Below are 25,664 nucleotides of genomic sequence, written 5' to 3'. Positions count from 1 at the left end.
TAAAGCGATAACATCATGATTATTTTTAATAATTCTATTCAACCCTAGCATGGCTGCAGCGTTTAAACGTCTAAGGAAAACAGCCACAAAGACCTATTTATTCGCAAAGTGATTTAACGCACCCTAGGTGTTCTACACTCTGTGCAGTGTATCACAAAGGTGAAAAATCACTCTAGCCGACAAGAAATTAAACAGTCGTTTAAATTGGGTGTTGTAATTTATCGAATTTCGAAGCACACTGGCATACAACTGGTCAAATGATGGCCGAAGCTGCTGTGAGATAGAGAGTCGTACTAGCACCAACACATAATGGTGGGTATCACTTTTAAGCCAAAAGGAAGCAAGCAATGATCTACCAAAGTCCTACAATTCAAGTTGAGTTACTCGAGGATAATATTGCCAAGCTGTGCTTTAACGCACCCGGTTCGGTGAACAAATTCGACAGAGAAACCCTCGCTTCGCTCGATGCCGCATTAGACAGCATCAAGCAAAATTCCAATATCAAAGCGTTAGTGCTGACCTCAAGTAAAGATACCTTTATTGTGGGTGCCGACATTACCGAATTTTTAGGCCTATTCGCACAAGATGACGCCGTACTGCTCTCTTGGGTTGAACAAGCCAACGCTGTCTTCAACAAACTCGAAGACTTACCTTTCCCAACAGCATCTGCAATCAAAGGCTTTGCCTTAGGTGGCGGCTGTGAAACCATTCTGGCAACGGATTTTCGTATCGCAGATACCACAGCCAAAATCGGTTTACCTGAAACTAAACTCGGCATCATCCCAGGCTTTGGCGGCACAGTTCGTCTGCCACGTGTGATTGGTGCAGATAACGCACTTGAATGGATCACCACAGGTAACGACCAACGCGCTGAAGATGCACTGAAAGTCGGTGCTGTGGATGCTGTGGTTGCGCCAGAAGCATTAGAAGCGGCTGCGATTCAAATGCTCAAAGATGCTGTTGCTGAAAAGTTGGATTGGCAAGCGCGTCGTAACCGCAAGCTGTCTGCACTAACACTGCCAAAACTTGAAGCTATGATGTCATTCACCACAGCCAAAGGCATGGTGTTTGCGGTTGCGGGTAAACACTACCCTGCACCAATGGCCGCAGTAAGCGTGATTGAGCAAGCATCGACTAAAGGCCGCACCGAAGCACTGCAAATCGAGCATCAAGCCTTTATCAAACTGGCTAAAACTGACGTTGCTAAAGCGCTTATCGGTATCTTCCTTAATGATCAATTCGTTAAAGGCAAAGCGAAAAAAGCGGGTAAATTAGCCAAAGAAGTGAAAAACGCTGCCGTATTAGGTGCTGGCATTATGGGCGGCGGTATCGCCTACCAAAGCGCCAGCAAAGGCACACCGATTGTCATGAAAGACATTGCCCAGCCAGCATTAGATTTAGGCCTCAATGAAGCCGCCAAACTGCTGTCTGCCCAAGTTGCTCGTGGTCGTTCAACGCCAGAAAAAATGGCCAAAGTGCTGAACAACATCACGCCTTCATTAGATTATGCTGCGATCAAACACAGTGATGTCGTCGTTGAAGCCGTTGTTGAACATCCAAAAATTAAAGCACAGGTTTTAGCCGAAGTTGAAGGCTATGTGAGTGAAGATGCAATTATCGCGTCAAACACCTCAACGATTTCAATCAACTTGCTCGCTAAGAGCATGAAGAAACCTGAGCGTTTCTGCGGTATGCATTTCTTCAACCCAGTGCACAAAATGCCGTTGGTCGAAGTTATCCGTGGTGAGCACAGCTCTGAAGAAACCATCGCCTCTGTTGTGGCTTACGCCAGCAAAATGGGCAAGACCCCAATCGTGGTTAACGATTGCCCAGGCTTCTTCGTTAACCGCGTACTCTTCCCTTACTTTGCAGGCTTTAACGGCTTACTTGCCGAAGGTGGCGACTTTGCTGCAATCGACAAAGTGATGGAAAAACAATTCGGTTGGCCAATGGGCCCTGCTTACCTGCTCGACGTAGTGGGTTTAGACACAGGTCATCACGCCCAAGCCGTTATGGCTGAAGGTTTCCCTGATCGAATGGGTAAATCAGGCACTGATGCGATTGATGTGATGTTTGAGAACAAGCGCCTTGGCCAGAAAAATGGCAAAGGTTTCTATGTCTATTCAGTCGATAGCCGTGGCAAACCGAAGAAAGATGTCGATCCTACGAGCTACGGCCTATTGAAAGCTGCCTTTGGCGACTTAAAAGCCTTTGAAGCCGATGACATTATTGCCCGTACTATGATCCCTATGATCATCGAAACCGTGCGCTGTTTAGAAGAAGGTATTGTCGCATCACCTGCCGAAGCGGATATGGGCCTGGTTTATGGCTTAGGTTTCCCACCATTCAGAGGCGGCGTGTTCCGTTACTTGGATACCATGGGTGTCGCAAACTTTGTGGCCTTAGCAGACAAATATGCTCACTTGGGCGGTCTGTATCAAGTCACAGATGCGATGCGTACATTAGCAGCCAATAACGGTAGCTACTACCAAGCCTAATTAGCGGGAAAGGAATTTAATCATGAAACAAGCTGTTATCGTAGACTGCATCCGTACTCCGATGGGCCGCTCAAAGGCTGGCGTATTTCGTAATGTACGTGCAGAAACTCTGTCTGCCGAATTGATGAAAGGTCTGTTGCTGCGTAATCCGCAACTCGACCCAAACCTAATTGAAGACGTGATTTGGGGTTGTGTGCAACAAACCCTAGAGCAAGGCTTCAACATTGCCCGTAATGCTTCACTATTAGCCGGCATTCCAAAGACCGCTGGCGCTGTGACGGTTAACCGCCTATGTGGTTCGTCAATGGATGCTATCCATCAAGCTGCGCGGGCGATTATGACTGGCATGGGCGACACCTTTATTATTGGTGGCGTAGAACACATGGGCCACGTGCCGATGAGCCATGGTGTCGACTTCCACCCTGGTCTTGCTAACAACGTGGCAAAAGCCTCTGGCATGATGGGGTTAACTGCTGAAATGCTGGGTAAACTGCACGGTATTACCCGTGAACAGCAAGATGCTTTTGCAGTACGTTCTCATCAACGTGCTTATGCTGCGACGATTGAAGGCCGTTTTGCCAAGGAAATCTATGGCATTGAAGGTCACGATGCTAACGGTGCCTTAATTAAAGTACTGCAAGACGAAGTGATCCGCCCAGAAACCACAATGGAATCTCTGGCTGCACTGCGTCCCGTATTTGATCCAGTAAACGGTACTGTCACTGCGGGTACTTCTTCTGCACTGTCTGATGGCGCTTCAGCCATGTTGATCATGGAAGAATCTAAAGCGCGCGCACTTGGCTTACCAATTCGTGCACGCATTCGCTCTATGGCGGTTGCGGGTTGTGATGCGGCTATCATGGGTTACGGCCCAGTGCCAGCCACGCAAAAAGCGCTGGCTCGTGCTGGTATCACAGTTGCCGATTTAGATGTGATTGAACTGAACGAAGCGTTTGCAGCTCAGTCTTTACCTTGTGTAAAAGATTTAGGCTTAGCGGATGTGGTTGACGACAAAATCAACCTCAACGGCGGCGCGATTGCACTAGGTCACCCACTGGGTTGTTCAGGTGCACGTATCTCTACGACGCTGATCAACTTGATGGAAGACAAAGACGCGACCTTAGGTTTAGCGACCATGTGTATAGGTTTAGGCCAAGGTATCGCCACCGTGTTCGAACGCGTTTAATTCGTTAATCAAATAATCATCAAAGCCGGAACTTGTTCCGGCTTTTTTATGCCAAATCTTCTGCCATCGTAAATATTAATATTTCTCATTTTTTCTGCTGTTCATTTGAAAATCAGTCCGTTATCGACTTAACTACAAGGGCATTACTGGCTATTGTGGACGACAACAGGCAAGCAATCATCAGCCAAATCTAGGCATTGTAGTGCAAGGATGCAATTCGTTGTTTTACCAGAGGAATGCCAGATGCTACAAACGGAACAGACCCTTTTCGAACAAATGCGGATCACTGAGCTGGAGATCGAGTCTCGTAAGGCGCTCTTCTCTTTTACAGGGGCAGACGTAAAGGCCCTGCAATCCTTTAAGCCCATCATTGAAGAAAACATCGATAAAATTGTCGATGACTTTTACGGCTTACAAACCAGTGTGTCAGAAATTGCGCTCTTGATTGGAGACTCAGACACCCTTGCCCGCCTACGTACCGCACAGAGAAGATATGTGCTTGATTTATTTAATGGTGTTTATGATCTTGAGTACGTAAACAATCGCCTGCGGATTGGTTTAGTCCATAAACGTATAGGTGTTGAGCCCAAACTTTACCTGTCTGCAGTACACACACTCAAGGAGTTGATCTATGCAGTGATCAACAGTTCAGTACAAGATGTACGTCAAGCCGAACGTATTCGAGCCGCAATTGATAAACTCGTGCTGTTTGATGTCACACTAGTATTCGATACTTATATTCGCAGCTTAGTCTCCGAGATTGAGAACGCTAAGGATAAAGCCGAAAAATATGCCCAAAGCATGGAAAGCAAAGTCAAAGAGCGAACACAGCAGTTAGAAGAACTCTCGCAAACCGATCCCTTAACAGGTTTACTCAACGTAAGGCACTTACAAGAAACCGCAACTCGCATACTCAGAGCAGCCCAAAGACGCGCCGAGCCCGTATGTGTCATCTACTTAGATGTAGATGATTTTAAATTATTTAATGACACTCAAGGCCATAGATCAGGTGATGAAGTACTTTGTGCCGTCGCAAAAGCGATTAAAGAAACCACTCGTGCTGAAGATCATTGCTTTCGATATGGTGGAGATGAATTCTGTATCATCATGCCTAACTGTCGTGAGGAACAAGCTCGAGAGAATTTCATAACTCGGTTTAATCAAAAAATAAAACTCAGTCTAAACAATATTTCCTTAAGCTTTGGCATTACAGATACTGGCCCCTATGAATATGAAGAAGCCAATAGCTTAATTCATAAAGCCGATCAAAAAATGTATAGCTACAAACGGGCGTCCAAATTGCAGCAACAAACTATGGCAGCTGCAAATGATTTAGCACCAGAGAATAGTACAGCTGTTATCCATCCAATCTCTCAATCTCAAAGCGCTGCAGATAAAGCCGTTGAGTAATGTTAATTACCATAAGCCATAAGTTTGTTCCACGTGGAACATTTTATCTCTAGCCTTGCTAACGACAAAAAGCACACCAATCAAACCACATCACAAATTGCGACCGCCAACTTGGTTTATCATGGGGGCTGGAGTAACATTAGCTAATTCTGCTTAACCGTTCAGTAGAGGTAATATGAACGACGCTTTCTCAACCGCACAGCATAGACTCGATGCACTTGGCTTACGTTGCCCTGAACCTGTAATGATGGTGCGTAAAACGGTAAGACAAATGGCTGCAGGCGAGACACTGCTGATCATTGCCGATGACCCTGCAACGACACGCGATATTCCAAGCTTCTGTGAGTTTATGGATCACACGCTTATCGCCAGCGAAACGGCTCAGACGCCATACCAATATTTGATCAAAAAAGGACTTTAAGTCGTATCGTTTTAGCGACTTAATCATTAAAAAGGATGTGAGGAACTATGCCAAAACTGCTGGCAATTGCCTATAAAACTGTAAAGCGCGGCCCAATGAATGAGGTTCTCTGTGCCAATGTCACCCAGTTAAATGGTGTAGAGAAAGATGTATTTGGTCGTCCTGGCAAACGCCAAGTCACTGTGCTTTCCAAACTACAATGGCAACAAGCCTGTCGTGCTATTGAGGCAGAATTGCCTTGGACGACTCGCAGAGTAAATCTGCTCGTTGATGGTCTGGTATTTAGCAGTGCAGATGTTGGTAAACATTTACAAATTGGTGAGTTACTACTTGAAATTACAGGTGAGACCGATCCCTGTAAAAAAATGGAAATTGCACATGTCGGTTTAGAAGCCGCACTCACCCCAGATTGGCGAGGAGGTGTTACATGCAGGGTATTAAATGATGCCATGATCCACCTAGGTGATGAGATAGCAATTTTCTTTCCTCGCTAATCCAATCACTTATCTCAGCTAGTTATCCATATTCCTCTATAAATAGAACCAAATAACTTGGTTCTATTTCTGTTGTCCCAATCCTAATATAAATATCAGCTTTCTAGCTCGAACATCAATTGAAACAGTATTTACGTTTTCCTTCCTATCTATTTATGCGATAACTACACCAAGTATTAACAAAACTTTATCTTGTGATTAATACCGCTCATGTAGCCCATAAGAACGATAACAGGAAGTGACATGTTGAACTCTAAACTTACCCCGCTTTATATTGCCCTCACTCTTGGGATGAATACCCTTGCAGTTAACGCCACAGAAACGAAAGAATCGACTTGGAATGTTAACGCTCCAGCGAATGCTCCCTTAGTGCAAGTCAAAGTTGATGTTAATGAAGGCACTTGGATGAACTTAAGTGTCAGTCCAGATGGCAAGTATATCGTCTTCGACTTACTCGGTGACATCTACCAAATTCCAGTAACAGGCGGTGAAGCTAAGCCATTAGCCCAAGGCATAGCTTGGCAGATGCAGCCCGTCTATAGCCCTGATGGCAAGCACATTGCTTTTACGTCCGATGGTGATGGTGGTGATAACATTTGGATTATGGATGCTGATGGCAACAACCCAAGAACAGTCACCCAAGAAACCTTCAGGCTACTAAACAGTCCAGCTTGGAGCCCAGACTCCCAGTATTTGGTTGCCCGTAAGCACTTTACCGCCAGTCGTAGTTTGGGTGCGGGCGAAGTGTGGCTATACCACGTTGCGGGTGGTGAAGGCGTCAAACTAACCGAACGTCCTAATGATGAGAAAGATTTAGGTGAACCCGCGTATTCACCCGATGGTCGCTATATCTACTTTAGTCAGGATGACACGCCGGGTAAAACATTCCATTACTCAAAGGATTCGGTCAACGGTATCTACAAAATAAAACGCTACGATACTCAAACTGGTGAGATTGAGGTATTAATCGAAGGCACGGGTGGAGCGATTCGGCCAACGCCGAGCCCAGACGGTACTAAGCTCGCCTATATTAAGCGCGATGATTTCCAGTCATCACTCTACCTACTCGACCTTAAGTCGGGAGAAACAACTAAGCTGTTTGGCGAACTTGACCGTGATATGCAGGAGACTTGGGCCATTCATGGCGTCTATCCAACAATGGCATGGACACAAGATAACAAGGATATTTTCTTCTGGGCTAAGGGAAAAATTAATCGTCTGAATGTTGCCAATAAAACACTCACAGATATCCCCTTTAGTGTAAAAACTGAGTTAGCCGTACAGCCCTCGGTGCGCTTTAAGCAAGATATCGATAAAGACGTTTTCGATGTAAAAATGCTACGTATGGCGCAGGTCTCACCGGATGGTAGCAAAGTCGCCTTCGAAGCACTGGGTAAAATTTGGTTAAAATCCTTACCCGATGGCAGAATGTCACGCTTGACTGAGCTAGACAAAAATATTGCAGAACTTTATCCCCAATGGTCGCGCGATGGTAAAAATATTGTTTTCACCACTTGGAATGACCAAGACCAAGGCACAGTGCAAGTGATCAGCGCCAAAGGTAGCAAACCTAAGCAGCTAACATCTGAGCCAGGAAAGTATGTCGAACCCACCTTTTCACCCAATGGTGAACTCGTAGTGTATCGTAAAACTCAAGGCGGTAACCTCACACCAAGAACTTGGTCGCAGGAACCTGGGCTATATAAAGTCGATATTAAAGGTAAACAAAATAGCAAGATCAGTGCCGATGGCTATCAAGCTCAATTCGGTGCTAATGCCGATCGCGTCTTTTTTATGAATAGCAGCGAAGATGAAACGCCGCAGTTATCATCCATCAACTTAGACGGCTTCGATAAACGGGTTCATTACAGCAGCAAACATGCAACTGAATTTAGGGTTTCACCCGATGGTGAGCAACTCGCCTTTGCTGAACGATTCAAGGTTTGGGTAACACCTTTTGCTAAACACAGCGAGACAGTTGAGATTGGCCCCAATGCCAGCAATCTACCCGTAAGCCAATTGAGTGCCCGTGCGGGTGAAAGTATCAGTTGGAACAGTAAAAGCGACCAACTATATTGGACTCTTGGCCCCGAGTTGTACCAAGCCAAGGTTGACACTCAATATCGCAACAAAGATGAAAAGGCACAACCAAGCATTATCGATTTAGGCTTTACCGAAAAGGCCGATGTTCCACGTGGAACAATCGCGTTTGTCGGTGGTAAAGTGATTACGATGGAAAATGACCAAGTGATTGATAATGGTGTGGTCATAGTCAAAGACAATCATATTGTCGCCGTAGGCGATGCCAATGTTGCGATTCCTAAGGATGCGCAGATCATCGACATCAAAGGCAAATCCATTATGCCAGGACTATTCGATGCCCACGCCCATGGACCGCAAGCGGATGATGAAATCGTGCCACAACAGAACTGGGCGCTCTACTCTGGATTATCTTTAGGCGTGACTACGATTCACGATCCATCGAATGACACCACAGAAATCTTTGCCGCATCTGAGCAACAAAAAGCAGGTAATATTGTTGGCCCACGAATATTCTCCACCGGCACCATACTTTATGGTGCCAATGCGCCTGGCTACACATCGCACATAGACTCACTAGATGATGCCAAATTCCATCTTGAACGCCTGAAAAAAGTTGGAGCCTTTAGCGTAAAAAGCTATAACCAACCGCGCCGCAATCAGAGACAGCAAGTCATAGCCGCAGCACGTGAACTCGAAATGATGGTCGTGCCTGAAGGTGGCAGCTTGCTGCAACATAATTTAAGCATGGTCGCCGATGGACATACTACGATTGAGCACTCACTCCCCGTTGGTTCAATCTATAACGATATCAAACAGTTTTGGAGCCAGACTCAAGTTGGTTACACGCCAACCTTAGTGGTTGCCTATGGTGGTATTTCTGGTGAAAACTACTGGTATGATAAAACCGATGTGTGGGCACATCCACGCCTATCCATGTATGTGCCAGCCGATATTTTACAAGCAAGATCAATGCGACGCCCCCATGCACCAGAGAGCCACTACAATCATTTCAATGTTGCTAAGGTTGCTAACGAGCTCAATAAGTTAGGGGTTCACCCAAATATTGGCGCCCACGGTCAACGTGAAGGTTTAGCGGCACATTGGGAAATGTGGATGTTTGCCCAAGGCGGCATGAGCAATATGGAAGTGTTGAAAACGGCCACCATTAATCCAGCGACGACCTTTAGCATGGAGCAGCAACTCGGTTCTATCAAAGAAGGTAAGCTCGCAGACTTGATCGTTATTGATGGTGATCCATTAGCCGACATTCGCGTCACCGACAGAGTCACTCATACTATGGTCAATGGTAAGTTATTTGATGCAGAGACTATGAAGGAACTTAATGGGGATAAAGAACAGCGTAAGCCGTTTTTCTTTGAGAAACTCTAAGGGCAACTTTCAAGTCTAGGAGAATAGCTTTCCTGTTGAGACCGTTTAAGTTTAACAAGATGAGTTCCAGCGAAGCTCAAAAAGCATGTTCCACGTGGAACATGCTTTTTTGTATTTGGATACTCTACAAGAGTTTTCTTTAATATCAGTCAGCCCAACGATTAATGATTCTAGTGGCTATGCTCAGCACAGGAATCGACACAGGCCTGATAAGCAACACACTCGACAAGATGATCGTTCACCATACCCACCGCCTGCATAAAGGCATAACAAATGGTTGGGCCGACAAAATTGAATCCGAGTTTCTTCAACGCTTTTGACATGGCTTCAGATTCTGGTGTTTGTGCCGAAACCTGCGACATTGCCCTAATCTGATTAACTATGGGTTTACCGCCCACAAAACTCCATAAAAATGCAGAGAAATCCTTCCCATCGGCAGTATAGGCTAAATAACCTTTGGCATTCTTGATGATAGAATTCACCTTCAAGCGGTTGCGCACTATACCGGGATTCAACATGAGCTCCTCCACTTTCGCCTCATCAAAAGTCGCAATAATCTCAGGTTCAAAATTAGCAAAGGCCTGTTCATAATTTTGTTGCTTCTTCAGGATAGTTATCCAAGATAATCCGGCCTGTTGACCATCTAAACACAACTTAGCAAACAGCTCCTTTGGATCATAAACAGGTCGCCCCCACACTTTGTCGTGATACTCACGATACAAGGGATCATCACTTACCCAGCCACAGCGGATCTCTTCCATGGTATATAACCTTATTGTTTTAATTAAGAAGGTAAAAAATAACCTACATAAGCAGATATCTACAAGGTATAATCGAACCCATTTTCTATTCAGGCTGACGGCAGTAGACAAGTAGACATGACGACAAAACACGACGTAAAAACATTTCAGGGTTTCATTCTCACCCTGCAGGAATATTGGGCACAGCAAGGCTGTGCAATTGTTCAACCTTTAGATATGGAAGTCGGCGCGGGTACATTCCACCCACAAACTTTCCTACGTTCTTTAGGGCCTGAACCTATGAGCAGTGCCTATGTGCAGCCATCGCGCCGCCCTACGGATGGTCGTTACGGTGAAAACCCTAACCGTCTGCAGCACTACTACCAATTCCAAGTCGTGTTGAAGCCTTCTCCTGACAATATTCAAGAGCTGTATTTAGGCTCACTGCAAGCACTGGGTATTGATACTCAAATCCACGATATCCGCTTTGTGGAAGATAACTGGGAATCACCAACACTAGGTGCTTGGGGCTTAGGCTGGGAAGTTTGGCTTAATGGTATGGAAGTGACTCAGTTTACGTACTTCCAACAGGTTGGCGGCATCGAATGCAGCCCAGTCACAGGTGAAATCACCTATGGCCTAGAGCGTCTGGCCATGTATATCCAAGGCGTAGATAGTGTTTATGATCTCGTATGGACCGATGGTCCACTGGGCCGCATCACCTATGGTGATGTGTTCCATCAAAATGAAGTCGAGCAATCGACCTATAACTTCGAGCACGCCGATGTGGACTTTATGTTCACCCTGTTCGATCAGTGCGAAAAAATGTGTCAGCATTTATTGTCGCTAGAAAAACCTTTACCTCTGCCCGCATACGAGCAAGTGATGAAAGCCTCACACGCCTTCAACCTGCTCGATGCCCGCCATGCCATTTCAGTTACCGAGCGCCAACGCTACATCTTACGCGTTCGTACTATGGCGAAAGCGGTCGCTGAATCTTATTATCAGGCACGCGAAGCGCTTGGCTTCCCAATGTGTAAGTAGAGGTAAAAACATGAATTTTGAAAACTTACTCATAGAGTTAGGCACGGAAGAATTACCACCTAAGTCACTACGTAAACTGGCTGAATCCTTTTTAGCTAACTTTACTGAAGAACTCACCAAAGCCGATTTAGCGTTCAGCTCAGCCGTTTGGTACGCAGCGCCACGTCGTCTGGCAATTAACGTCACTGAACTTGCCCTTGCACAAGCTGACAAAGTGGTTGAAAAACGCGGCCCCGCCGTGAGTTCAGCATTTGATGCTGAAGGCAAACCGACGAAAGCCGCTGAAGGTTGGGCACGTGGTAATGGTATTACTGTTGAACAAGCCGAACGTTTAGTTACAGATAAAGGCGAATGGTTAGTCCATAACGCCAAAGTTGAAGGCGTCGAAACCAAAAGTTTGATCGCTGCTATGGCTCAACGTGCACTCGATAAATTGCCCATTCCTAAGCCAATGCGCTGGGGCAATAATAAAACCCAATTTATTCGCCCTGTGCACACCGCGACTATGTTGTTAGGCAGTGAGTTGATTGAAGGTGAATTGCTGGGTATCAAATCGGCACGCACTGTTCGCGGTCACCGCTTTATGGGACTCAAGCAGTTTGAATTAGCCCATGCAGATCACTACCTTGCCGACCTAAAAGAAAAAGGCAAAGTCATCGCCGATTACGAAAGCCGTAAAGCGTTAATTAAAGCCGATGCCGAAAAAGCTGCCGCTAAGATTGGTGGCACAGCCGATATCGAAGATAGCCTGCTTGAAGAGGTCACCTCTTTGGTTGAATGGCCTGTGGTATTGACCGCTAGCTTCGAAGAAAAATTCTTAAGTGTACCGTCTGAAGCTTTGGTCTATACCATGAAAGGCGACCAAAAATACTTCCCAGTCTTTGATAATGCAGGCAAGTTACTGCCAAACTTTATCTTTGTGGCCAATATAGAATCTAAAGATCCCGCGCAAATTATCTCAGGTAACGAGAAAGTCGTTCGCCCACGTCTTGCCGACGCCGAGTTCTTTTTTAATACCGATAAAAAACACACGCTGGAATCGCGTTTACCTAGCCTAGAAACCGTCCTGTTCCAACAGCAGCTCGGTACCTTAAAAGACAAAGTGAATCGTATTTCTGCCCTAGCCGCCTTTATTGCCGGACAAACTGGCGCGAATGCGGTTGATGCAGCCCGTGCAGGTTTGTTATCTAAAACCGATTTGATGACCAATATGGTGATGGAGTTTACCGACACTCAAGGCACTATGGGCATGCACTACGCCCGCCTCGATGGTGAAACCGAAGCCGTTGCGGTTGCAATGGAAGAGCAATACAAGCCTAAGTTCTCTGGCGATACAGTGCCTAGTGCTGGCGTATCTTGCGCAGTCGCATTAGCAGATAAGCTCGATACTTTAGTCGGTATCTTTGGTATTGGCCAAGCACCAAAAGGCGCAGCCGATCCCTTTGCCCTACGCCGTGCCGCCATTGGTGTGCTGCGTATTATCGTAGAGAACAAACTGCCACTGGACTTAGTAACGCTGATTGCTAAAGCTCAGGAGCTCCACGGTACTAACTTAAGCAACGCCAATGCAAGCGACGAAGTGTTAGAGTTCTTAATGGCTCGCTTCCGCGCTTGGTATCAAGATAAAGGCATTGGTGTTGATGTGATCTTAGCCGTGCTAGCACGTCGCCCAACACGCCCAGCTGATTTTGATAGTCGTATCAATGCGGTATCACACTTTAGAAGCCTAGAAGCTTCTGGCGCACTTGCAGCAGCGAACAAACGGGTATCCAACATTCTGGCTAAGATTGAAGGCGCTTTACCAACAACCATCAATGCAAGTTTGTTGACCGAAGCCGCAGAGCAAGCATTGGCGGCCAAGTTGAACGAGCTGCAACCACAGTTGGCACCTTTGTTTGCCAATGCAGATTACCAACAGGCCTTAACTTTGTTAGCTGCCCTACGTGAAAGCGTGGATCAGTTCTTCGAAGATGTAATGGTTATGGCGGATGATGAAGCTTTGAAAAACAATCGTTTAGCATTGTTGAATAATCTACGCGAGCAGTTCCTGCACGTAGCAGATATATCACTACTGCAATAACGATACTAAGGTTTATAAAATTATCGCTTTATAAAAAACGCGCTTCATAGCGCGTTTTTTATTGTCCTGATTTCTTATACCAAACGTATTAAATTGCCCAATCAAAACTGCGTCAGTTTTTGATGTAAGCCATCAAATTGAGTTTGATCTAAGTTAACTTGCTGCAGTAAATTCGCCAGTATCTCAGGGGACAATTGCCCTGCTTGATGCAGCATAGAAATCTCGCTAATCACATTCGCCCGCCACACCACAGCGGCGAGCCCCGCTTGCGGGCGCGAGTTTACACTGGCGAGCTTGTCTAATTCTGTTTCAAAGGTATTGGGTAACTGCCAATACTTAGCAAGCAATGAACTCAAGGTTAACGATTTCGTCGTCATCACTTGTCTAAATAATCCAGAATTAGGCTGTTCTCCCGGCTCTGCCTGTACAAATGCATCGAGAAGCATTTTAAAAATGGCCAACTTGCCGACATCGTGTAATAAGCCCAATAAAAAAGCCGTATCTTGATCTTCATCGCTTAACTCACTGGCAAGAAAAGCAACCTGCATCGAATGGCGCCAAATTTCAGCCCCAAAACGACGGAAATAGATTGGTTTAATATCCAACATTTCACGCACTAAACAAGTAGTGACAAATTTTCTCAACTGTTCGCGGCCAAGCTGTACCAAAGCCTGCTGTAAACTGGTGATATCCCTATCGCTACGTTTAAACGCGGGAGAATTACACAGCTTAAGCACCTCCACACTCAATAAAGGATCTCGCTCAATAAGCGCTAATAGATCCTTAATATCAAACTGAGGATCGGCCAGCTTACGATCTAATTCCAATACCTTTGACGGCAGCTTTAACACTTTCTCGGCGATCACTTGTGGCGATGCCAAGGCCTGCTCTATCTCCGCCATGACTCTACGTTCAAGATTATTCGCTACACCGCCAGTGTCCTTAACCCGTGTCGGAAATAACAAACTATAAAAGAGTGCAGATAAATCGACAGATACCACGCTAATGTCTTCGAGAGGTTTAGCAGGCTTTCGCGCAGGTTCAAGCGACTTACCTAAGTCCGTCGTTGAAAAACTTTTGGGTCTCTCAACGGTCGCCGTATCGCGAATATTAAAGAGTTTATTAAAAAGTGATTTAATCAAGAAGCATCAACCTGTCATTATAAATAATTGTTAAAAAGTCAGTTAAATATTGCCCATCATAAATCCATTTTGATCAGCTCAAGCCGTGTATTAAGACATTGTAGACAGGCTAATACTTAGCTTAAGTGTAACATATTCAATTCATTTCGGACTTCTTCTATCCCACCATTACTGCTTTTACAAAGACAATCTTGGTTACAAGTTGAAACCTCAAAAAACTTACATTTCAGCATCATTTAACTGACAATACGCCTACCATTCCTAAAGGGATACATATTTTGTCTCCCTTTAATTGATTAACAATCTACTCGCGAGCTAACAACGGAAAATTTGATGATCGAGGTAATAAAAGCGGGTGCACTAACCACAGTTCAAGATATCGGACGCATGGGATATCGACATTTAGGCGTAACCCAAGCTGGTGCCTTAGATAGACCTGCACTGTGTTTAGCAAACCGCCTACTCTCAAATCCAGACAATACACCCGTACTGGAATTGACCTTCGGACAATCGATTTTTTTGTTTAAACGCGATGCTTGGATTGCCTTAACGGGTGCCGATTTCGATGCCCGCATAGACAATAAACCCATAGTTTGCGGCTGGCGCTACTCCATTAAGGCAGGACAAAAACTCAGTCTTAGAGGGGGAAATAAAGGCATGCGTGCCTATGTTGCGGTTGACGGCGGCGTTAAAGTGCCGTTAGTGATGGATTCTGCTGCAACTGATTTAACCTCAGGTATCGGTGGATTTCATGGCCGCGCATTAGAAGCTGGCGATAACCTGACCTTAGGTTCCGCTCATCCACTAAGAAGGCAAGTTGGCGCAATTCAAAAAAGTTGGAATGGGCATATTCGCGCACTCGCAACAAAGCACACCCAAGCCTTCTCGTTGAAATCTCAGCAAATATTCTGGCAAACACAGTGGCAACTTTCAGCTGAAAGTGATCGTGCGAGTGCAATACTCAAAGGTGATACGTTAACATTGGCGAAGCCATTCCCTGTACAATCACACACAGTCACCCCCGGAGTGGTTCAAGTCTCCGCTTCAGGGCAACCACTCGTGTTACTTGCCGATGCGCAGACCACCAGCAGTCATCCGCAAATAGCCGTAATTATTGAAGCCGATCTTTGGAAGCTTGCCCAAACTCGCCCAGGGCAGACAGTTAAATTCGAATTGGTTGACGATGAACAAGCGGCAACGGCGCAAGCGGAATGGCATGACTACTTCTACCGACTACAACGTAGCCTAGGTTAACGAACCACTGCATAATCAAATCTACAAAATATCACCCCGTATTCCCTACTAAACCCTATATCGGTTTAATTCAAATAACACACTATGCTCGTGCTAATTCGCACTTAGGTTCGGTGTAACTTGCTGGCTATAAAACAGCGCCACATCTTGTAATTGCTCAGAGCTTAACGCGCTGACTTGTGATTGCATCAAAGGTTCGAGTCGTAAACCGGTTTTAAAATCGACGAGCTGTTTATTAAGATAAGCTAATTTTTGTCCCTTTAAGTTTGGGAATTGCTTGGCCATAGCGATCACCGCATTGCCATGGCATGACTCACACTGTGCTGTAGCCAATGCCTGACCTCGCTCTATATCTGCTTGATAAACCTCTCCATTAACCTCTGTGGATAAGCCACATAGCGCAATCAAACTTATGATAATCGCTTTCATTTTGGTTCCTTAGGGAAAGGGTTAACTAGCACAGGCTGCAGGTTCGGTTCTAAAGGTAGACGTCTGAAGATCGTCATATCCATTTCAGCCTGCCCATAATGAGTGCTTAGATAACTCAAGGTGGGCTCCCAAGTATCCGACAAGTCCCATAAACCCTGAGTGTCTATCATCCACTGCAAAGTCTCTTTCCAAAAGGCTTTATCGCCGTGGTTTTGCACGACTATCATACTGGTATGGCAGGCATTACATTGATAGTTCACTAACTCCCAGCCAGGAGCCATGATCAAACCCGATTTAGGGTCCACTGGATACTCAGCGGCTAGCGAAATACTGGATGCCACTAGCCCAAGCAATATCAGTTTATTGATATGCGACTTCATCACACCACCCTAACGGCAATACGGTGGCAGTCGTTAAACATATATCCCTTAGGATTCCATTGCGGTTGTACGACAGGCTGACTATCACCTTCACTATCGGTCGCTTTGGCCCAGATTTCATAATAACCCTGCGACGGTAATTGCAATTCAATCTTCCATTGCTGCCATGCTGTTATGTTTTTAGGTTTTTCTAATTCAGCGGCAAACCAACGGGTGCCATAATCGTAACTGACTTCCACCTTAACCACTTCCCGCAATCCCGCCCAAGCATGACCTGCGATAGTCATCTTTTGACCCACAGCTAATTCGGTTCCAGATTGGGGTTGAGTGATCAATGACTTCACTATCATTTCTTCAATGATTTTATAGTCTTTATCATCAACAGACTCACCTGGCGCTATCGGATATTTAGGGAGTTGATACGCTGGTGCTTCCATTTTATGTCCATCATGAACTTTATTACGCACACTGATCCCCGTCGCCGCTTTTTGCGAAACGGAGCCCGGCCGTCCACCAAACACAATACGTAAGGGATATCCATGTAGATAAGGAATGTCCTCACCATTCATCGACCATGCAATAAGCCCAAGCTCTTCAAGCGCCGCCTTTATTGGTACGCCGCGTGAAATCGCCTCACCTTTGCCGCTCAAATGCCGATCAACACCGTGATGGCCTGTGTAAACAGCATCAGATTTAATACCGCAATCCTTAAGCACATCACTCACTAAGACACCTGTCCACTCGGAGCAAAATACGCCGGCATTATTCCACTGATTACCCTTAGTACTAGGAAAAAAGCCAGAGCGACTATTACCGCCACATTCAATCAGCAACTGCAATGTGTAATGCTTAAAGCGACGCTTAAGTTCATCAATTGTGTAGGTTTTTGGGGTGATTACAGACTCACCATCCACTTGAAAAGTCCAAGTTTTAGCATCTAACGCCTTAAAGTCAGGCACTATGCCATTCCAACGGATAAACGAGGCATCTGCAGGCGTCACGGCAGGAGCGAGCTTATGCTCCGGCGGAAACGCATTCAGTGGATGAGTGTTTAACACTTTGAAATAACTCGGTAAGTCATCTGCCTTAGTCCAAGTTAATGCTGATATATCCAGAGGAGTGACGGCTGCGGGAAGCTGTTCGGCAAATACCCACTTAACGGGTAAAGCTGATAACACAGACGTCGCTACCGCACCTTTAATAAAAACCCGACGATTAAGATCCATGTTATTTATCCTTTCCGAGGTAAAAGTAATCCGCCATCAGCTGCATATCAGCCTCAGTCAAGAGTTGGGCGACTTTAGTCATAGTGGGATCTTGGCGATTCCCCGCCTTAAAGGCTCGCAGTTGCTTCAATAGGTATTCTGAGTTTTGCCATCCGATATTAGGAATATGCTCAAAACGACTCACACCGGACTCGCCATGACAGGCCTTACACATATTCAATAACTTATTTGCCTCATCGGCGTTTGCCACCGCCGATAGCATAAAATCAGTGCACTTACGGGGTAAATCACTCGCTGCCACATCCATTTATCTCGCCAATTAGCCTTTATCTCGACAGAATCCATCGAGCAAAGTAATTAAGATATGGTTAAATTATCTCAATGCTGTGGGTCGTTTAAATTCAATAAAAGTGACTCGTAAGCTCAAGAGAAATGACGCGTATTAGCGGATGTAGAAAGGGTAAAATATTCATTAGTCATAGGTGAAATGAGTCCATATAGTAGCTTTGCAGAAACACTCGGCATTTCACTCAAGGACAAACAATGGATCTTTATATTGGCAATAAAAACTACTCTAGCTGGTCACTGCGGGCTTGGTTTATGGCCGCAAAATCTGGCGTGCAGTTCAACGAAGTATTACTGCAACTCGATACCGACAGCTTCTATCAGCAACTCAAAGCCATTTCGCCGACTTTAAAAGTACCGACATTAGTCGATGGTGACATTACGGTATGGGATTCACTTTCGATTTGCGAATATCTCAACGACACCTATCTTGCAGGTAGCGCATGGCCGCAAGATCCTAAACAAAAAGCCAAGGCCAGATCGATTGCCAGTGAAATGCATTCAGGCTTTAATGCCGTGCGTAACGCTCTACCAATGAACATACGCGCGAGGCGCTATGTTGAGCTCACTGATGCGGTCCGCAAAGACATTGAGCGCATCGATGCGATTTGGTCAGCACAAATGGCCGAGTTTGCCCCATCACATGCGGAAGGTACTTGGTTATTTGGCCAATGGTCGATTGCCGACATGATGTTTGCCCCTGTGGTTATGCGTTTTCTTACCTACGATATTGAAGTCTCGCAGGCAAGCCGTGCCTATATGCAGCATGTGATCAGCTGTCCGGAAATGCAGGCGTGGATTAATGCGGCTAAAGCAGAGACTGAAATTGTTGCAGCGGATGAAGCGGGTATTGATCGATAAAGAGATAAATCATAGAGATAAAAAAGGGAAAGCCTTGGCTTTCCCTTAATCATTCAAGTACTAACGCGAGTCTTAACACGCATTACACGTCTAATATTATACATCTAGCATTAAACGTCTAAGTTAGCCACGTTCAATGCGTTCGCTTCGATGAACTCACGACGAGGTTCAACTTGATCACCCATCAAACAAGTGAACAACTGATCGGCACCCACAGCATCATCGATCGTGACTTGCAACATACGGCGTGATTCAGGATCCATTGTAGTTTCCCACAATTGCTCAGGGTTCATCTCACCCAATCCTTTATAACGTTGAATGTATAAGCCGCGTTTGGCTTCAGAAATCGTCCAATCTAGCGCTTCGAGGAAGCTGCCGACTTCTTTAACACGATCGCCGCGTTGTACATAGCCGCCTTCTTCAATCATGCCATCTAACGCCGCACCTAACTTACCGATACGTTGATAATCGCTTGATTGGAAGAAGTCATAAGTAAACAGATAGTTAGTATCGATACCGTGCTTACGAATGGTGATCTTAGGCAGATACACTTTACGCTCAGGATCGAGAATCGGCTCAGCAGAATACAGTACACCGCTGTTTTCCATTTCCACCAGCTCATGGATAAAGGCATCGATCCACTCTTTCATCTTGCCTTCATCGGCCAACATATCGTTGGTGATCATTGGGTGGTAAAGCATACGGTTAGTAATGTGCGTTGGATAGCGCTGCTCTAAACGGGCCACAATGGCTTCCACTTCACGATACTGAGTCACTAAACGCTCTAACGGCTCACCTGACATACCAATCGCACCTTGCGTTGGATACACAACAGTGCCATCCAATGCTTGAGTCGTGAGGTATTGAGTCAATGCTGGCTCATCTTTCAAATACTGTTCTTGCTTGCCCTTTTTCACTTTAAATAAAGGCGGTTGAGCAATATACACATAACCACGTTCAATCAATTCAGGCATTTGACGGAAGAAGAAGGTCAACAGCAAAGTACGAATGTGCGAGCCGTCGACGTCAGCATCCGTCATGATGATGATGTTGTGATAACGGGTTTTATCTGGGTTATATTCGTCGCGACCAATACCACAGCCAAGTGCCGTGATCAGTGTGGCCACTTCTTGAGAAGACAACATCTTATCGAAGCGGGCCTTCTCAACGTTTAGAATTTTACCTTTCAGTGGCAAAATCGCTTGGTTCTTACGGTTACGTCCCTGCTTAGCACTACCGCCAGCAGAGTCACCTTCCACTATGTAAATTTCTGAAAGACCAGGATCTTTTTCTTGGCAATCGGCCAGCTTACCTGGCAAACCACCTAAATCGAGTGCGCCTTTACGACGGGTCATTTCACGAGCTTTACGCGCCGCTTCACGGGCACGGGCAGCATCGACAATCTTACCGACGATCAACTTCGCATCAGCTGGGTTTTCCAGCAGATAATCGTTCAGCTTCTCACCCATGGTTTGTTCAACCGCGGTTTTCACTTCACTAGAAACCAGTTTGTCTTTGGTTTGCGAGCTGAACTTTGGATCTGGCACTTTAACAGAGATAACGGCAGTCAAGCCTTCGCGGGCATCGTCGCCAGTCGCGCTGGTTTTGCCTTTCTTGTTATAACCTTCGTTTTCCATGTAGCTGTTGAGGTTACGTGTCAACGCACTACGGAAACCGACTAAGTGAGTACCACCATCACGCTGTGGGATGTTGTTGGTAAAACAGAAAATATTTTCCTGATAACCGTCATTCCACTGCATAGCCACTTCAACGGTAATGCCATCTTCACGTTCTTGCATAAAGTGGAATACATCTTTGTTGACTGGCGTTTTATTACGGTTCAGGTAATCGACGAATGCGCTAATCCCGCCTTCGTATTTGAAAAATTCATTTTTATTGTCGCGTTCATCAACCAGACGAATACCCACGCCTGAGTTAAGGAAAGACAGTTCACGCACACGCTTTGCCAGAATTTCAAAGTGAAACTCAACATCGCTGAAGGTATCTTCACTTGGCCAAAAACGGATTTCAGTACCGGTTTTGGTTGCATCACCAATCTCTTTGATCGGCGCATCAGGCACACCGTGAGTATAAAACTGCTCGTATACTTTGCCAGCACGACGAATGGTCATTTGCAGCTTTTTAGATAAAGCGTTTACAACCGATACACCCACGCCGTGGAGACCGCCAGACACTTTATAGGAGTTATCGTCGAACTTACCGCCGGCATGCAATACCGTCATAATAACTTCTGCCGCCGATACGCCTTCTTCCTCATGGATAGAGACCGGAATACCACGGCCGTCATCCTTAACAGAAACCGAACCATCTACATGGATAGTAATCGTAATATCGCTACAGTGGCCGGCTAAGGCTTCATCGATAGAGTTATCGACTACTTCGAACACCATATGATGTAGACCCGTACCGTCGTCGGTGTCACCAATATACATCCCAGGTCTCTTACGTACTGCATCAAGGCCCTTAAGGACCTTAATACTCGAAGAATCGTAACTATTCTCTGACATATTATTCTCTCAATGGTTATTCAATTACCGTTACACGTCCCTGTTCCACATGAAACATCCTACTGGGAGGCGTGTGTAACGAATCGACTATTGCAGCAGGATCAATGGCGGTCACAAAAACTTGTGCTCCGGTATCCGTTAACTGCTTAAGCAATAGCTGCCTATGCTGTGCATCCAACTCGGACGGAAGATCGTCCACAAGATAAATACTGTTTTTATCTATTTGTTGTTTGAGCAACTTTCCCTGTGCAATACGCAGTGCACAGACTAATAATTTCAATTGACCACGGGACAGGGCATCCTGCGCCGGCAAAGTGCCTACACGAAGTCTAAGGTCAGCTTTATGGGGACCGCTGACGGTATGACCTGTGGCCAAATCTCTGGAATATTGGTTTTCGAGTAGTTCTGCAAAATCCGTTTTACTATCCCAGCCGCGCGTAAATGAAACCTTCACATCTACACTCGGTAAAAACTCCCCGATTATACCCTTAAGTAGCTCATTTAACGAGTCTACATAATGGTTTCGTATTTCGGTGACCTGCTCGGCATAGCGCACAAACTCTTGATCCCAAAATTGAATATGACTGTAAGCCGAACCGTTTCTAAGCAATTGATTTCTTTGCTTAAGAACGCGACGAACATTCGTCCAAGCGCCATAAAACTGTGGGTCAGCATGAAATGCGCCCCAATCGATAAATTGTCGACGGGATTTTGGGCCTTCAAACAGTAAAGAAAAGCTTTCAGGTGTGATCACTTGAATAGGTAAAGCTTCGGCTAAGGTCGACAGACGTTTGACTTTTTCGCCGTCGATTTTCACTTCCGTCTCACCATTGCGAAATCGGCGTAAACCAATTTTACTGTCACCGCGCGCTAAATTTAAAGTCGCAAAGAGCGTTAATTTATCGTCATCGTGATTAATCACTCGTTGGGATAAATGACTGCGAAACGAGCGCCCCATACCGAGGAAATAAATGGCTTCTAAAATACTGGTTTTTCCGCTGCCATTTTGACCATAAATCACGTTAATCCCAGATGCTGGGATTAACTGTGCGGACTGAATGTTGCGAAACGCTTCGATATTGAGACGGGTCAGGCTCATGCATTACTCATTAAGCCGCGTAAACGGCGTAGGCAAGGATTCATAGCACTTAACGAGCAACTCAATCGCTGCCACAGGCTAAGACTATCGGTAAATGAGTGAAGGAATGGCCAATGCTGTGCATTAAACACTGTGCCGCCGTTAAGCGGCATAGACATCAAAGACAGAGGTACAGACACGGGTAACGTAAAAATCGATGGTTTATAAGCGCATCGGCATAACCACATACATGGAATCTTCTTCCAAATGGTTTTCGATTAGGGCGCTGGAGTTACCATCAATGAGTGTGATACGCACATCATCGGACTTAAGGTTGTTGAGCACGTCCAGTAAGTAACTGACGTTAAAACCAATTTCTAGGGCCTGATTGTTGTATTCCACATCGATGATTTCTTCCGCTTCTTCCTGTTCAGGGTTATTAGCGGTGATCTTGAGCAGACCATTTTCGAGTTGAATACGCACACCACGGAATTTTTCATTGGATAAAATAGAAGCCCGCGTCAGCGCTTGCTTCAGGTGATTACGACTCGCAATCACAATTTTATCACCGCCCTTTGGCAATACACGGCGATAATCAGGGAAGCGACCATCGACTAATTTACTGGTAAATACTGTGTTAGCCGTAGTAGCACGAATAGCATTATCACCAATAGCAATGGTGATATCGAGATCGTCAGACTCCAATAAGCGCGCCATTTCAATTACGCCTTTACGGGGCACAATGACTTGTTTTTCCGGTAATTGTGCTTCAATCGTACGATGACTTAAGGCTAAACGATGACCGTCGGTCGCTATCGCACGCAAAACATTACCTTCTGTTTCAAACAATAATCCGTTGAGGTAATAGCGTACATCTTGGTTAGCCATCGAAAACTGCGTCGAGTCGATAATTGACTTCAACACGCCCTGCTTCAAGCTAAATTCAATCTCAGCTTGGAAGGCTTCAACGTTAGGGTATTCTTCTGCGGGCAAAGTCGCTAAGGAAAAACGGCTACGGCCTGAGCGCAGCAACCATTTATTATCTTGTTGTTCGACTTTCAGTTCGCTTTGTTCTGGCAAAGACTTAACAATATCGAGCAGTTTCTTCGCTGGAACCGTAGTACGACCTTCTTCGATATCACCGTGAACCACAGCTTGGCCCACGAGTTCGACTTCTAAATCTGTACCAGTCAGCTTAAGTGAGTGACCACTTACTTCTACAAGGAGGTTAGACAAAATGGGCAAGTTATGGCGTCTTTCTACCGCACCACACACCAATTGCAACGGCTTTAATAGGGCATCCCTATCAATTGAGAATTTCATCGTGTCCAAATTCCTTGTTTTAAGAAGATAAGGTTCTAATCAAATTAGCATAATCTTCTTTAATGTCGTGGCTCTCTTCCCGTAGCTGAGCAATCTTACGACAGGCATGCAACACTGTGGTGTGATCTCTACCACCAAAAGCATCACCAATTTCCGGCAAGCTTTGGTTAGTTAATTCTTTGGATAACGCCATTGCCACTTGCCTTGGGCGCGCGACACTGCGTGAACGACGCTTAGACAACATATCAGCCATCTTGATCTTGTAGTATTCAGCTACGGTTTTCTGAATATTGTCTATAGTGACTAATTTTTCTTGAAGTGCCAAGAGGTCACGTAAGGCTTCACGAACAAAATCAATAGTAATTGGCCGACCCGTGAAGTTAGCGTTGGCGATAACACGGTTTAATGCCCCTTCTAGCTCGCGTACGTTTGAACGTAAACGCTTAGCAATAAAGAAAGCCACTTCATCGGGCAAGTTAATGCCGCTCTCTTGAGCTTTACGCATCAAGATCGCTACGCGGGTCTCTAACTCTGGTGGCTCAATAGCCACAGTTAAACCCCAACCGAAACGCGATTTCAATCTGTCTTCAACACCGTCGATCTCTTTTGGATAACGATCTGAAGTCAAAATAATTTGGTGATTCCCTTCAAGTAACGCATTGAAGGTATGAAAGAATTCTTCTTGGGATCTGTCTTTATTGGCAAAAAATTGAATATCATCAATAAACAAGGCATCGACGCTACGGTAGTAACGTTTAAATTCTTCGATCGCATTGTTTTGCAGCGCTTTAACCATGTCCTGGACAAAACGCTCGGAATGCATGTAAACCACTTTGGCATTAGGATTATTTTTAATGATCCCGTTACCGACAGCGTGCAACAAGTGAGTCTTACCTAGACCTGTTCCGCCATATAAAAATAGTGGGTTATAAGCACCACCCGGATTTTCAGCCACTTGTAACGCCGCAGCCTTACCTAATTGGTTAGACTTACCTTCTACGAAGTTATCAAACTGGTAGCTCGGATTAATGTTACTGCGGTGATTCGCGTTCGCCATAGGCTCGGCTTGGACATTAAACGTCGTGCCTACCGTCGCTTTAGTTTGGGTATTCGCTACACGAGTTGGCGCAATCGGTGCTGGAACACTAGGCTTTTTCGCCGAAGGACGACTACCTATATCGAAACGCAATTTAGGCGCGTCGCTACCCATTTGCTCAGTAAAGAACTGATTAATGATATTGATGTACTTATCTCTGACCCAATCAAGCACGAAGCGGTTGGGCGCATAAAGCACCAGAGTATCTCCATCCATTTCGGCTTGTAACGGTCTGATCCACATACTGAACTGCTGAGCAGAAAGCTCATCTTGCAGTCGTCCGATACATTGTTGCCAAAGTGAAACAGCCACTTAGTTATCCCCAAAAGATCATCAAAAAAGAGGTGTATTCTATAGCGAGATCTCAAGGATCGCTATCCTTAAAAAATATTTATCCCCAGCGAGATCATTCTATGTGGATATCCTCGATCATCAAAGATCCAAAACGATCCTTTTATTCAGCACTAACCGCAAATCCTGCTTTATTAAGCGATCCACATTGATCTATAATGGCGCCCCTTCGATCGGCTCGAAGATCCCCTGCACTACTACATGTAGTGTCCGTACACAGAGTTATCCACATCTTATGGTGTATTCTGGGGGTTGATCTAAGGATACGCTGGCAGAAATAAAGCACTTACTTACTTTCGTTGTTGACGTGACTAAGTATTGTGATTACAATTCGGCCTCTTTTTTG

21 protein-coding genes are annotated in these 25,664 nt (G+C 45.4%); 10 read left to right on the top strand and 11 right to left on the bottom strand.

From position 1 onward, the window contains the following. Positions 1 to 347: 347 nt before the first annotated feature. From fadB to L5M18_RS11020, 6 genes are all read left to right on the top strand, one after another. A complete protein-coding gene (gene fadB, locus L5M18_RS11045) occupies positions 348 to 2,498 on the top strand; it encodes a fatty acid oxidation complex subunit alpha FadB (protein WP_263196939.1) in 2,151 nt (716 codons plus the stop codon). 22 nt (positions 2,499 to 2,520) lie between these two features. Further along, positions 2,521 to 3,684: an acetyl-CoA C-acyltransferase FadA gene (gene fadA / locus L5M18_RS11040; protein WP_014609502.1), complete on the top strand. Its 1,164-nt coding sequence runs from the start codon at positions 2,521 to 2,523 to the stop codon at positions 3,682 to 3,684. Positions 3,685 to 3,927: 243 nt separating this feature from the next. Then, positions 3,928 to 5,094, top strand: coding sequence for a diguanylate cyclase domain-containing protein (locus L5M18_RS11035; RefSeq protein WP_131524506.1), 1,167 nt, complete (start codon positions 3,928 to 3,930; stop codon positions 5,092 to 5,094). 175 nt (positions 5,095 to 5,269) lie between these two features. After that, the gene (gene tusA / locus L5M18_RS11030) at positions 5,270 to 5,515 is read left to right on the top strand and encodes a sulfurtransferase TusA (RefSeq protein WP_105250817.1); all 246 of its coding nucleotides are present in this window, start codon (positions 5,270 to 5,272) and stop codon (positions 5,513 to 5,515) included. Between the two features lie 47 nt (positions 5,516 to 5,562). Then, complete coding sequence (locus L5M18_RS11025) at positions 5,563 to 6,009, top strand: MOSC domain-containing protein (protein ID WP_263164807.1); 447 nt, start codon at positions 5,563 to 5,565, stop codon at positions 6,007 to 6,009. Positions 6,010 to 6,252: 243 nt separating this feature from the next. After that, entirely contained in the window at positions 6,253 to 9,441 is a 3,189-nt protein-coding gene (locus tag L5M18_RS11020) for an amidohydrolase family protein (RefSeq protein WP_263164808.1), read from the top strand. A 170-nt stretch (positions 9,442 to 9,611) separates the two neighbouring features. Here L5M18_RS11020 and L5M18_RS11015 read toward each other — a convergent pair whose 3' ends face one another. Continuing rightward, a complete protein-coding gene (locus tag L5M18_RS11015; RefSeq protein ID WP_263164809.1) occupies positions 9,612 to 10,202 on the bottom strand; it encodes a DNA-3-methyladenine glycosylase I in 591 nt (196 codons plus the stop codon). Positions 10,203 to 10,319: 117 nt separating this feature from the next. On the opposite strand from L5M18_RS11015, the gene glyQ reads away from it, so the two are divergent. Both glyQ and glyS read left to right on the top strand, forming a co-directional pair. Continuing rightward, positions 10,320 to 11,225: a glycine--tRNA ligase subunit alpha gene (gene glyQ / locus L5M18_RS11010; RefSeq protein WP_219235734.1), complete on the top strand. Its 906-nt coding sequence runs from the start codon at positions 10,320 to 10,322 to the stop codon at positions 11,223 to 11,225. A gap of 10 nt (positions 11,226 to 11,235) precedes the next feature. Further along, the gene (glyS, locus tag L5M18_RS11005; RefSeq protein WP_263196937.1) at positions 11,236 to 13,305 is read left to right on the top strand and encodes a glycine--tRNA ligase subunit beta; all 2,070 of its coding nucleotides are present in this window, start codon (positions 11,236 to 11,238) and stop codon (positions 13,303 to 13,305) included. Between the two features lie 101 nt (positions 13,306 to 13,406). On the opposite strand, the gene L5M18_RS11000 is transcribed toward glyS, so the two are convergent. Further along, positions 13,407 to 14,447: an HDOD domain-containing protein gene (locus L5M18_RS11000; protein WP_263148668.1), complete on the bottom strand. Its 1,041-nt coding sequence runs from the start codon at positions 14,445 to 14,447 to the stop codon at positions 13,407 to 13,409. Between the two features lie 333 nt (positions 14,448 to 14,780). On the opposite strand from L5M18_RS11000, the gene L5M18_RS10995 reads away from it, so the two are divergent. Next, a complete protein-coding gene (locus L5M18_RS10995; RefSeq protein WP_263164813.1) occupies positions 14,781 to 15,701 on the top strand; it encodes a biotin-dependent carboxyltransferase family protein in 921 nt (306 codons plus the stop codon). 93 nt (positions 15,702 to 15,794) lie between these two features. Here the strand turns inward: L5M18_RS10995 and L5M18_RS10990 are convergent, their stop codons facing one another. The 4 genes from L5M18_RS10990 to L5M18_RS10975 are packed head-to-tail and all read right to left on the bottom strand — an operon-like array spanning position 15,795 to position 18,043. Further along, positions 15,795 to 16,130, bottom strand: coding sequence for a c-type cytochrome (locus L5M18_RS10990; protein WP_263164815.1), 336 nt, complete (start codon positions 16,128 to 16,130; stop codon positions 15,795 to 15,797). Continuing rightward, entirely contained in the window at positions 16,127 to 16,510 is a 384-nt protein-coding gene (locus L5M18_RS10985) for a cytochrome C (RefSeq protein WP_263148671.1), read from the bottom strand. The genes L5M18_RS10990 and L5M18_RS10985 overlap by 4 nt, the downstream gene beginning before the upstream one ends. Next, positions 16,510 to 17,736 (bottom strand): sulfite oxidase, encoded by a 1,227-nt coding sequence (locus L5M18_RS10980; RefSeq protein WP_263196936.1) that lies wholly within the window; start codon positions 17,734 to 17,736, stop codon positions 16,510 to 16,512. The genes L5M18_RS10985 and L5M18_RS10980 overlap by 1 nt, the downstream gene beginning before the upstream one ends. Position 17,737: 1 nt before the next feature. Then, positions 17,738 to 18,043: a c-type cytochrome gene (locus L5M18_RS10975; protein WP_263196934.1), complete on the bottom strand. Its 306-nt coding sequence runs from the start codon at positions 18,041 to 18,043 to the stop codon at positions 17,738 to 17,740. A gap of 236 nt (positions 18,044 to 18,279) precedes the next feature. Between L5M18_RS10975 and L5M18_RS10970 the strand changes: the two genes are divergently transcribed. Continuing rightward, positions 18,280 to 18,942, top strand: coding sequence for a glutathione S-transferase family protein (locus L5M18_RS10970; RefSeq protein ID WP_105250806.1), 663 nt, complete (start codon positions 18,280 to 18,282; stop codon positions 18,940 to 18,942). A 110-nt stretch (positions 18,943 to 19,052) separates the two neighbouring features. Here L5M18_RS10970 and gyrB read toward each other — a convergent pair whose 3' ends face one another. Genes gyrB through dnaA form a run of 5 tightly spaced genes read right to left on the bottom strand, consistent with a single transcriptional unit; the run spans position 19,053 to position 25,279 of the window. Further along, positions 19,053 to 21,470, bottom strand: coding sequence for a DNA topoisomerase (ATP-hydrolyzing) subunit B (gene gyrB / locus L5M18_RS10965; RefSeq protein WP_105250805.1), 2,418 nt, complete (start codon positions 21,468 to 21,470; stop codon positions 19,053 to 19,055). Positions 21,471 to 21,486: 16 nt separating this feature from the next. Beyond that, on the bottom strand, positions 21,487 to 22,569 hold the full coding sequence (gene recF / locus L5M18_RS10960; protein WP_219255772.1) for a DNA replication/repair protein RecF: 1,083 nt from the start codon (positions 22,567 to 22,569) through the stop codon (positions 21,487 to 21,489). After that, positions 22,566 to 22,796: a hypothetical protein gene (locus L5M18_RS10955; RefSeq protein WP_147250508.1), complete on the bottom strand. Its 231-nt coding sequence runs from the start codon at positions 22,794 to 22,796 to the stop codon at positions 22,566 to 22,568. Before L5M18_RS10955 ends, recF begins: the two co-directional genes overlap by 4 nt. Further along, positions 22,771 to 23,871 (bottom strand): DNA polymerase III subunit beta, encoded by a 1,101-nt coding sequence (gene dnaN / locus L5M18_RS10950; protein ID WP_105250803.1) that lies wholly within the window; start codon positions 23,869 to 23,871, stop codon positions 22,771 to 22,773. The genes L5M18_RS10955 and dnaN overlap by 26 nt, the downstream gene beginning before the upstream one ends. A gap of 19 nt (positions 23,872 to 23,890) precedes the next feature. Further along, positions 23,891 to 25,279: a chromosomal replication initiator protein DnaA gene (gene dnaA / locus L5M18_RS10945; RefSeq protein WP_006083826.1), complete on the bottom strand. Its 1,389-nt coding sequence runs from the start codon at positions 25,277 to 25,279 to the stop codon at positions 23,891 to 23,893. Positions 25,280 to 25,664: the final 385 nt, after the last annotated feature.

Origin of the sequence: Shewanella sp. SM20, assembly GCF_025654545.1 — a bacterium.
In the GTDB taxonomy this organism is placed as follows: domain Bacteria; phylum Pseudomonadota; class Gammaproteobacteria; order Enterobacterales; family Shewanellaceae; genus Shewanella; species Shewanella oncorhynchi.
This window is presented reverse-complemented; position numbering and strand designations above follow the sequence as displayed.

Coding starts and splice junctions, on each gene's coding strand:
- fadB (WP_263196939.1), top strand. CDS start 348: ATGATCTACCAAAGTCCTACAATTCAAGTTGAGTTACTCGAGGATAAT.
- fadA (WP_014609502.1), top strand. CDS start 2,521: ATGAAACAAGCTGTTATCGTAGACTGCATCCGTACTCCGATGGGCCGC.
- L5M18_RS11035 (WP_131524506.1), top strand. CDS start 3,928: ATGCTACAAACGGAACAGACCCTTTTCGAACAAATGCGGATCACTGAG.
- tusA (WP_105250817.1), top strand. CDS start 5,270: ATGAACGACGCTTTCTCAACCGCACAGCATAGACTCGATGCACTTGGC.
- L5M18_RS11025 (WP_263164807.1), top strand. CDS start 5,563: ATGCCAAAACTGCTGGCAATTGCCTATAAAACTGTAAAGCGCGGCCCA.
- L5M18_RS11020 (WP_263164808.1), top strand. CDS start 6,253: ATGTTGAACTCTAAACTTACCCCGCTTTATATTGCCCTCACTCTTGGG.
- L5M18_RS11015 (WP_263164809.1), bottom strand. CDS start 10,202: ATGGAAGAGATCCGCTGTGGCTGGGTAAGTGATGATCCCTTGTATCGT.
- glyQ (WP_219235734.1), top strand. CDS start 10,320: ATGACGACAAAACACGACGTAAAAACATTTCAGGGTTTCATTCTCACC.
- glyS (WP_263196937.1), top strand. CDS start 11,236: ATGAATTTTGAAAACTTACTCATAGAGTTAGGCACGGAAGAATTACCA.
- L5M18_RS10995 (WP_263164813.1), top strand. CDS start 14,781: ATGATCGAGGTAATAAAAGCGGGTGCACTAACCACAGTTCAAGATATC.
- L5M18_RS10990 (WP_263164815.1), bottom strand. CDS start 16,130: ATGAAAGCGATTATCATAAGTTTGATTGCGCTATGTGGCTTATCCACA.
- L5M18_RS10985 (WP_263148671.1), bottom strand. CDS start 16,510: ATGAAGTCGCATATCAATAAACTGATATTGCTTGGGCTAGTGGCATCC.
- L5M18_RS10980 (WP_263196936.1), bottom strand. CDS start 17,736: ATGGATCTTAATCGTCGGGTTTTTATTAAAGGTGCGGTAGCGACGTCT.
- L5M18_RS10975 (WP_263196934.1), bottom strand. CDS start 18,043: ATGGATGTGGCAGCGAGTGATTTACCCCGTAAGTGCACTGATTTTATG.
- L5M18_RS10970 (WP_105250806.1), top strand. CDS start 18,280: ATGGATCTTTATATTGGCAATAAAAACTACTCTAGCTGGTCACTGCGG.
- gyrB (WP_105250805.1), bottom strand. CDS start 21,470: ATGTCAGAGAATAGTTACGATTCTTCGAGTATTAAGGTCCTTAAGGGC.
- recF (WP_219255772.1), bottom strand. CDS start 22,569: ATGAGCCTGACCCGTCTCAATATCGAAGCGTTTCGCAACATTCAGTCC.
- L5M18_RS10955 (WP_147250508.1), bottom strand. CDS start 22,796: ATGTGGTTATGCCGATGCGCTTATAAACCATCGATTTTTACGTTACCC.
- dnaN (WP_105250803.1), bottom strand. CDS start 23,871: ATGAAATTCTCAATTGATAGGGATGCCCTATTAAAGCCGTTGCAATTG.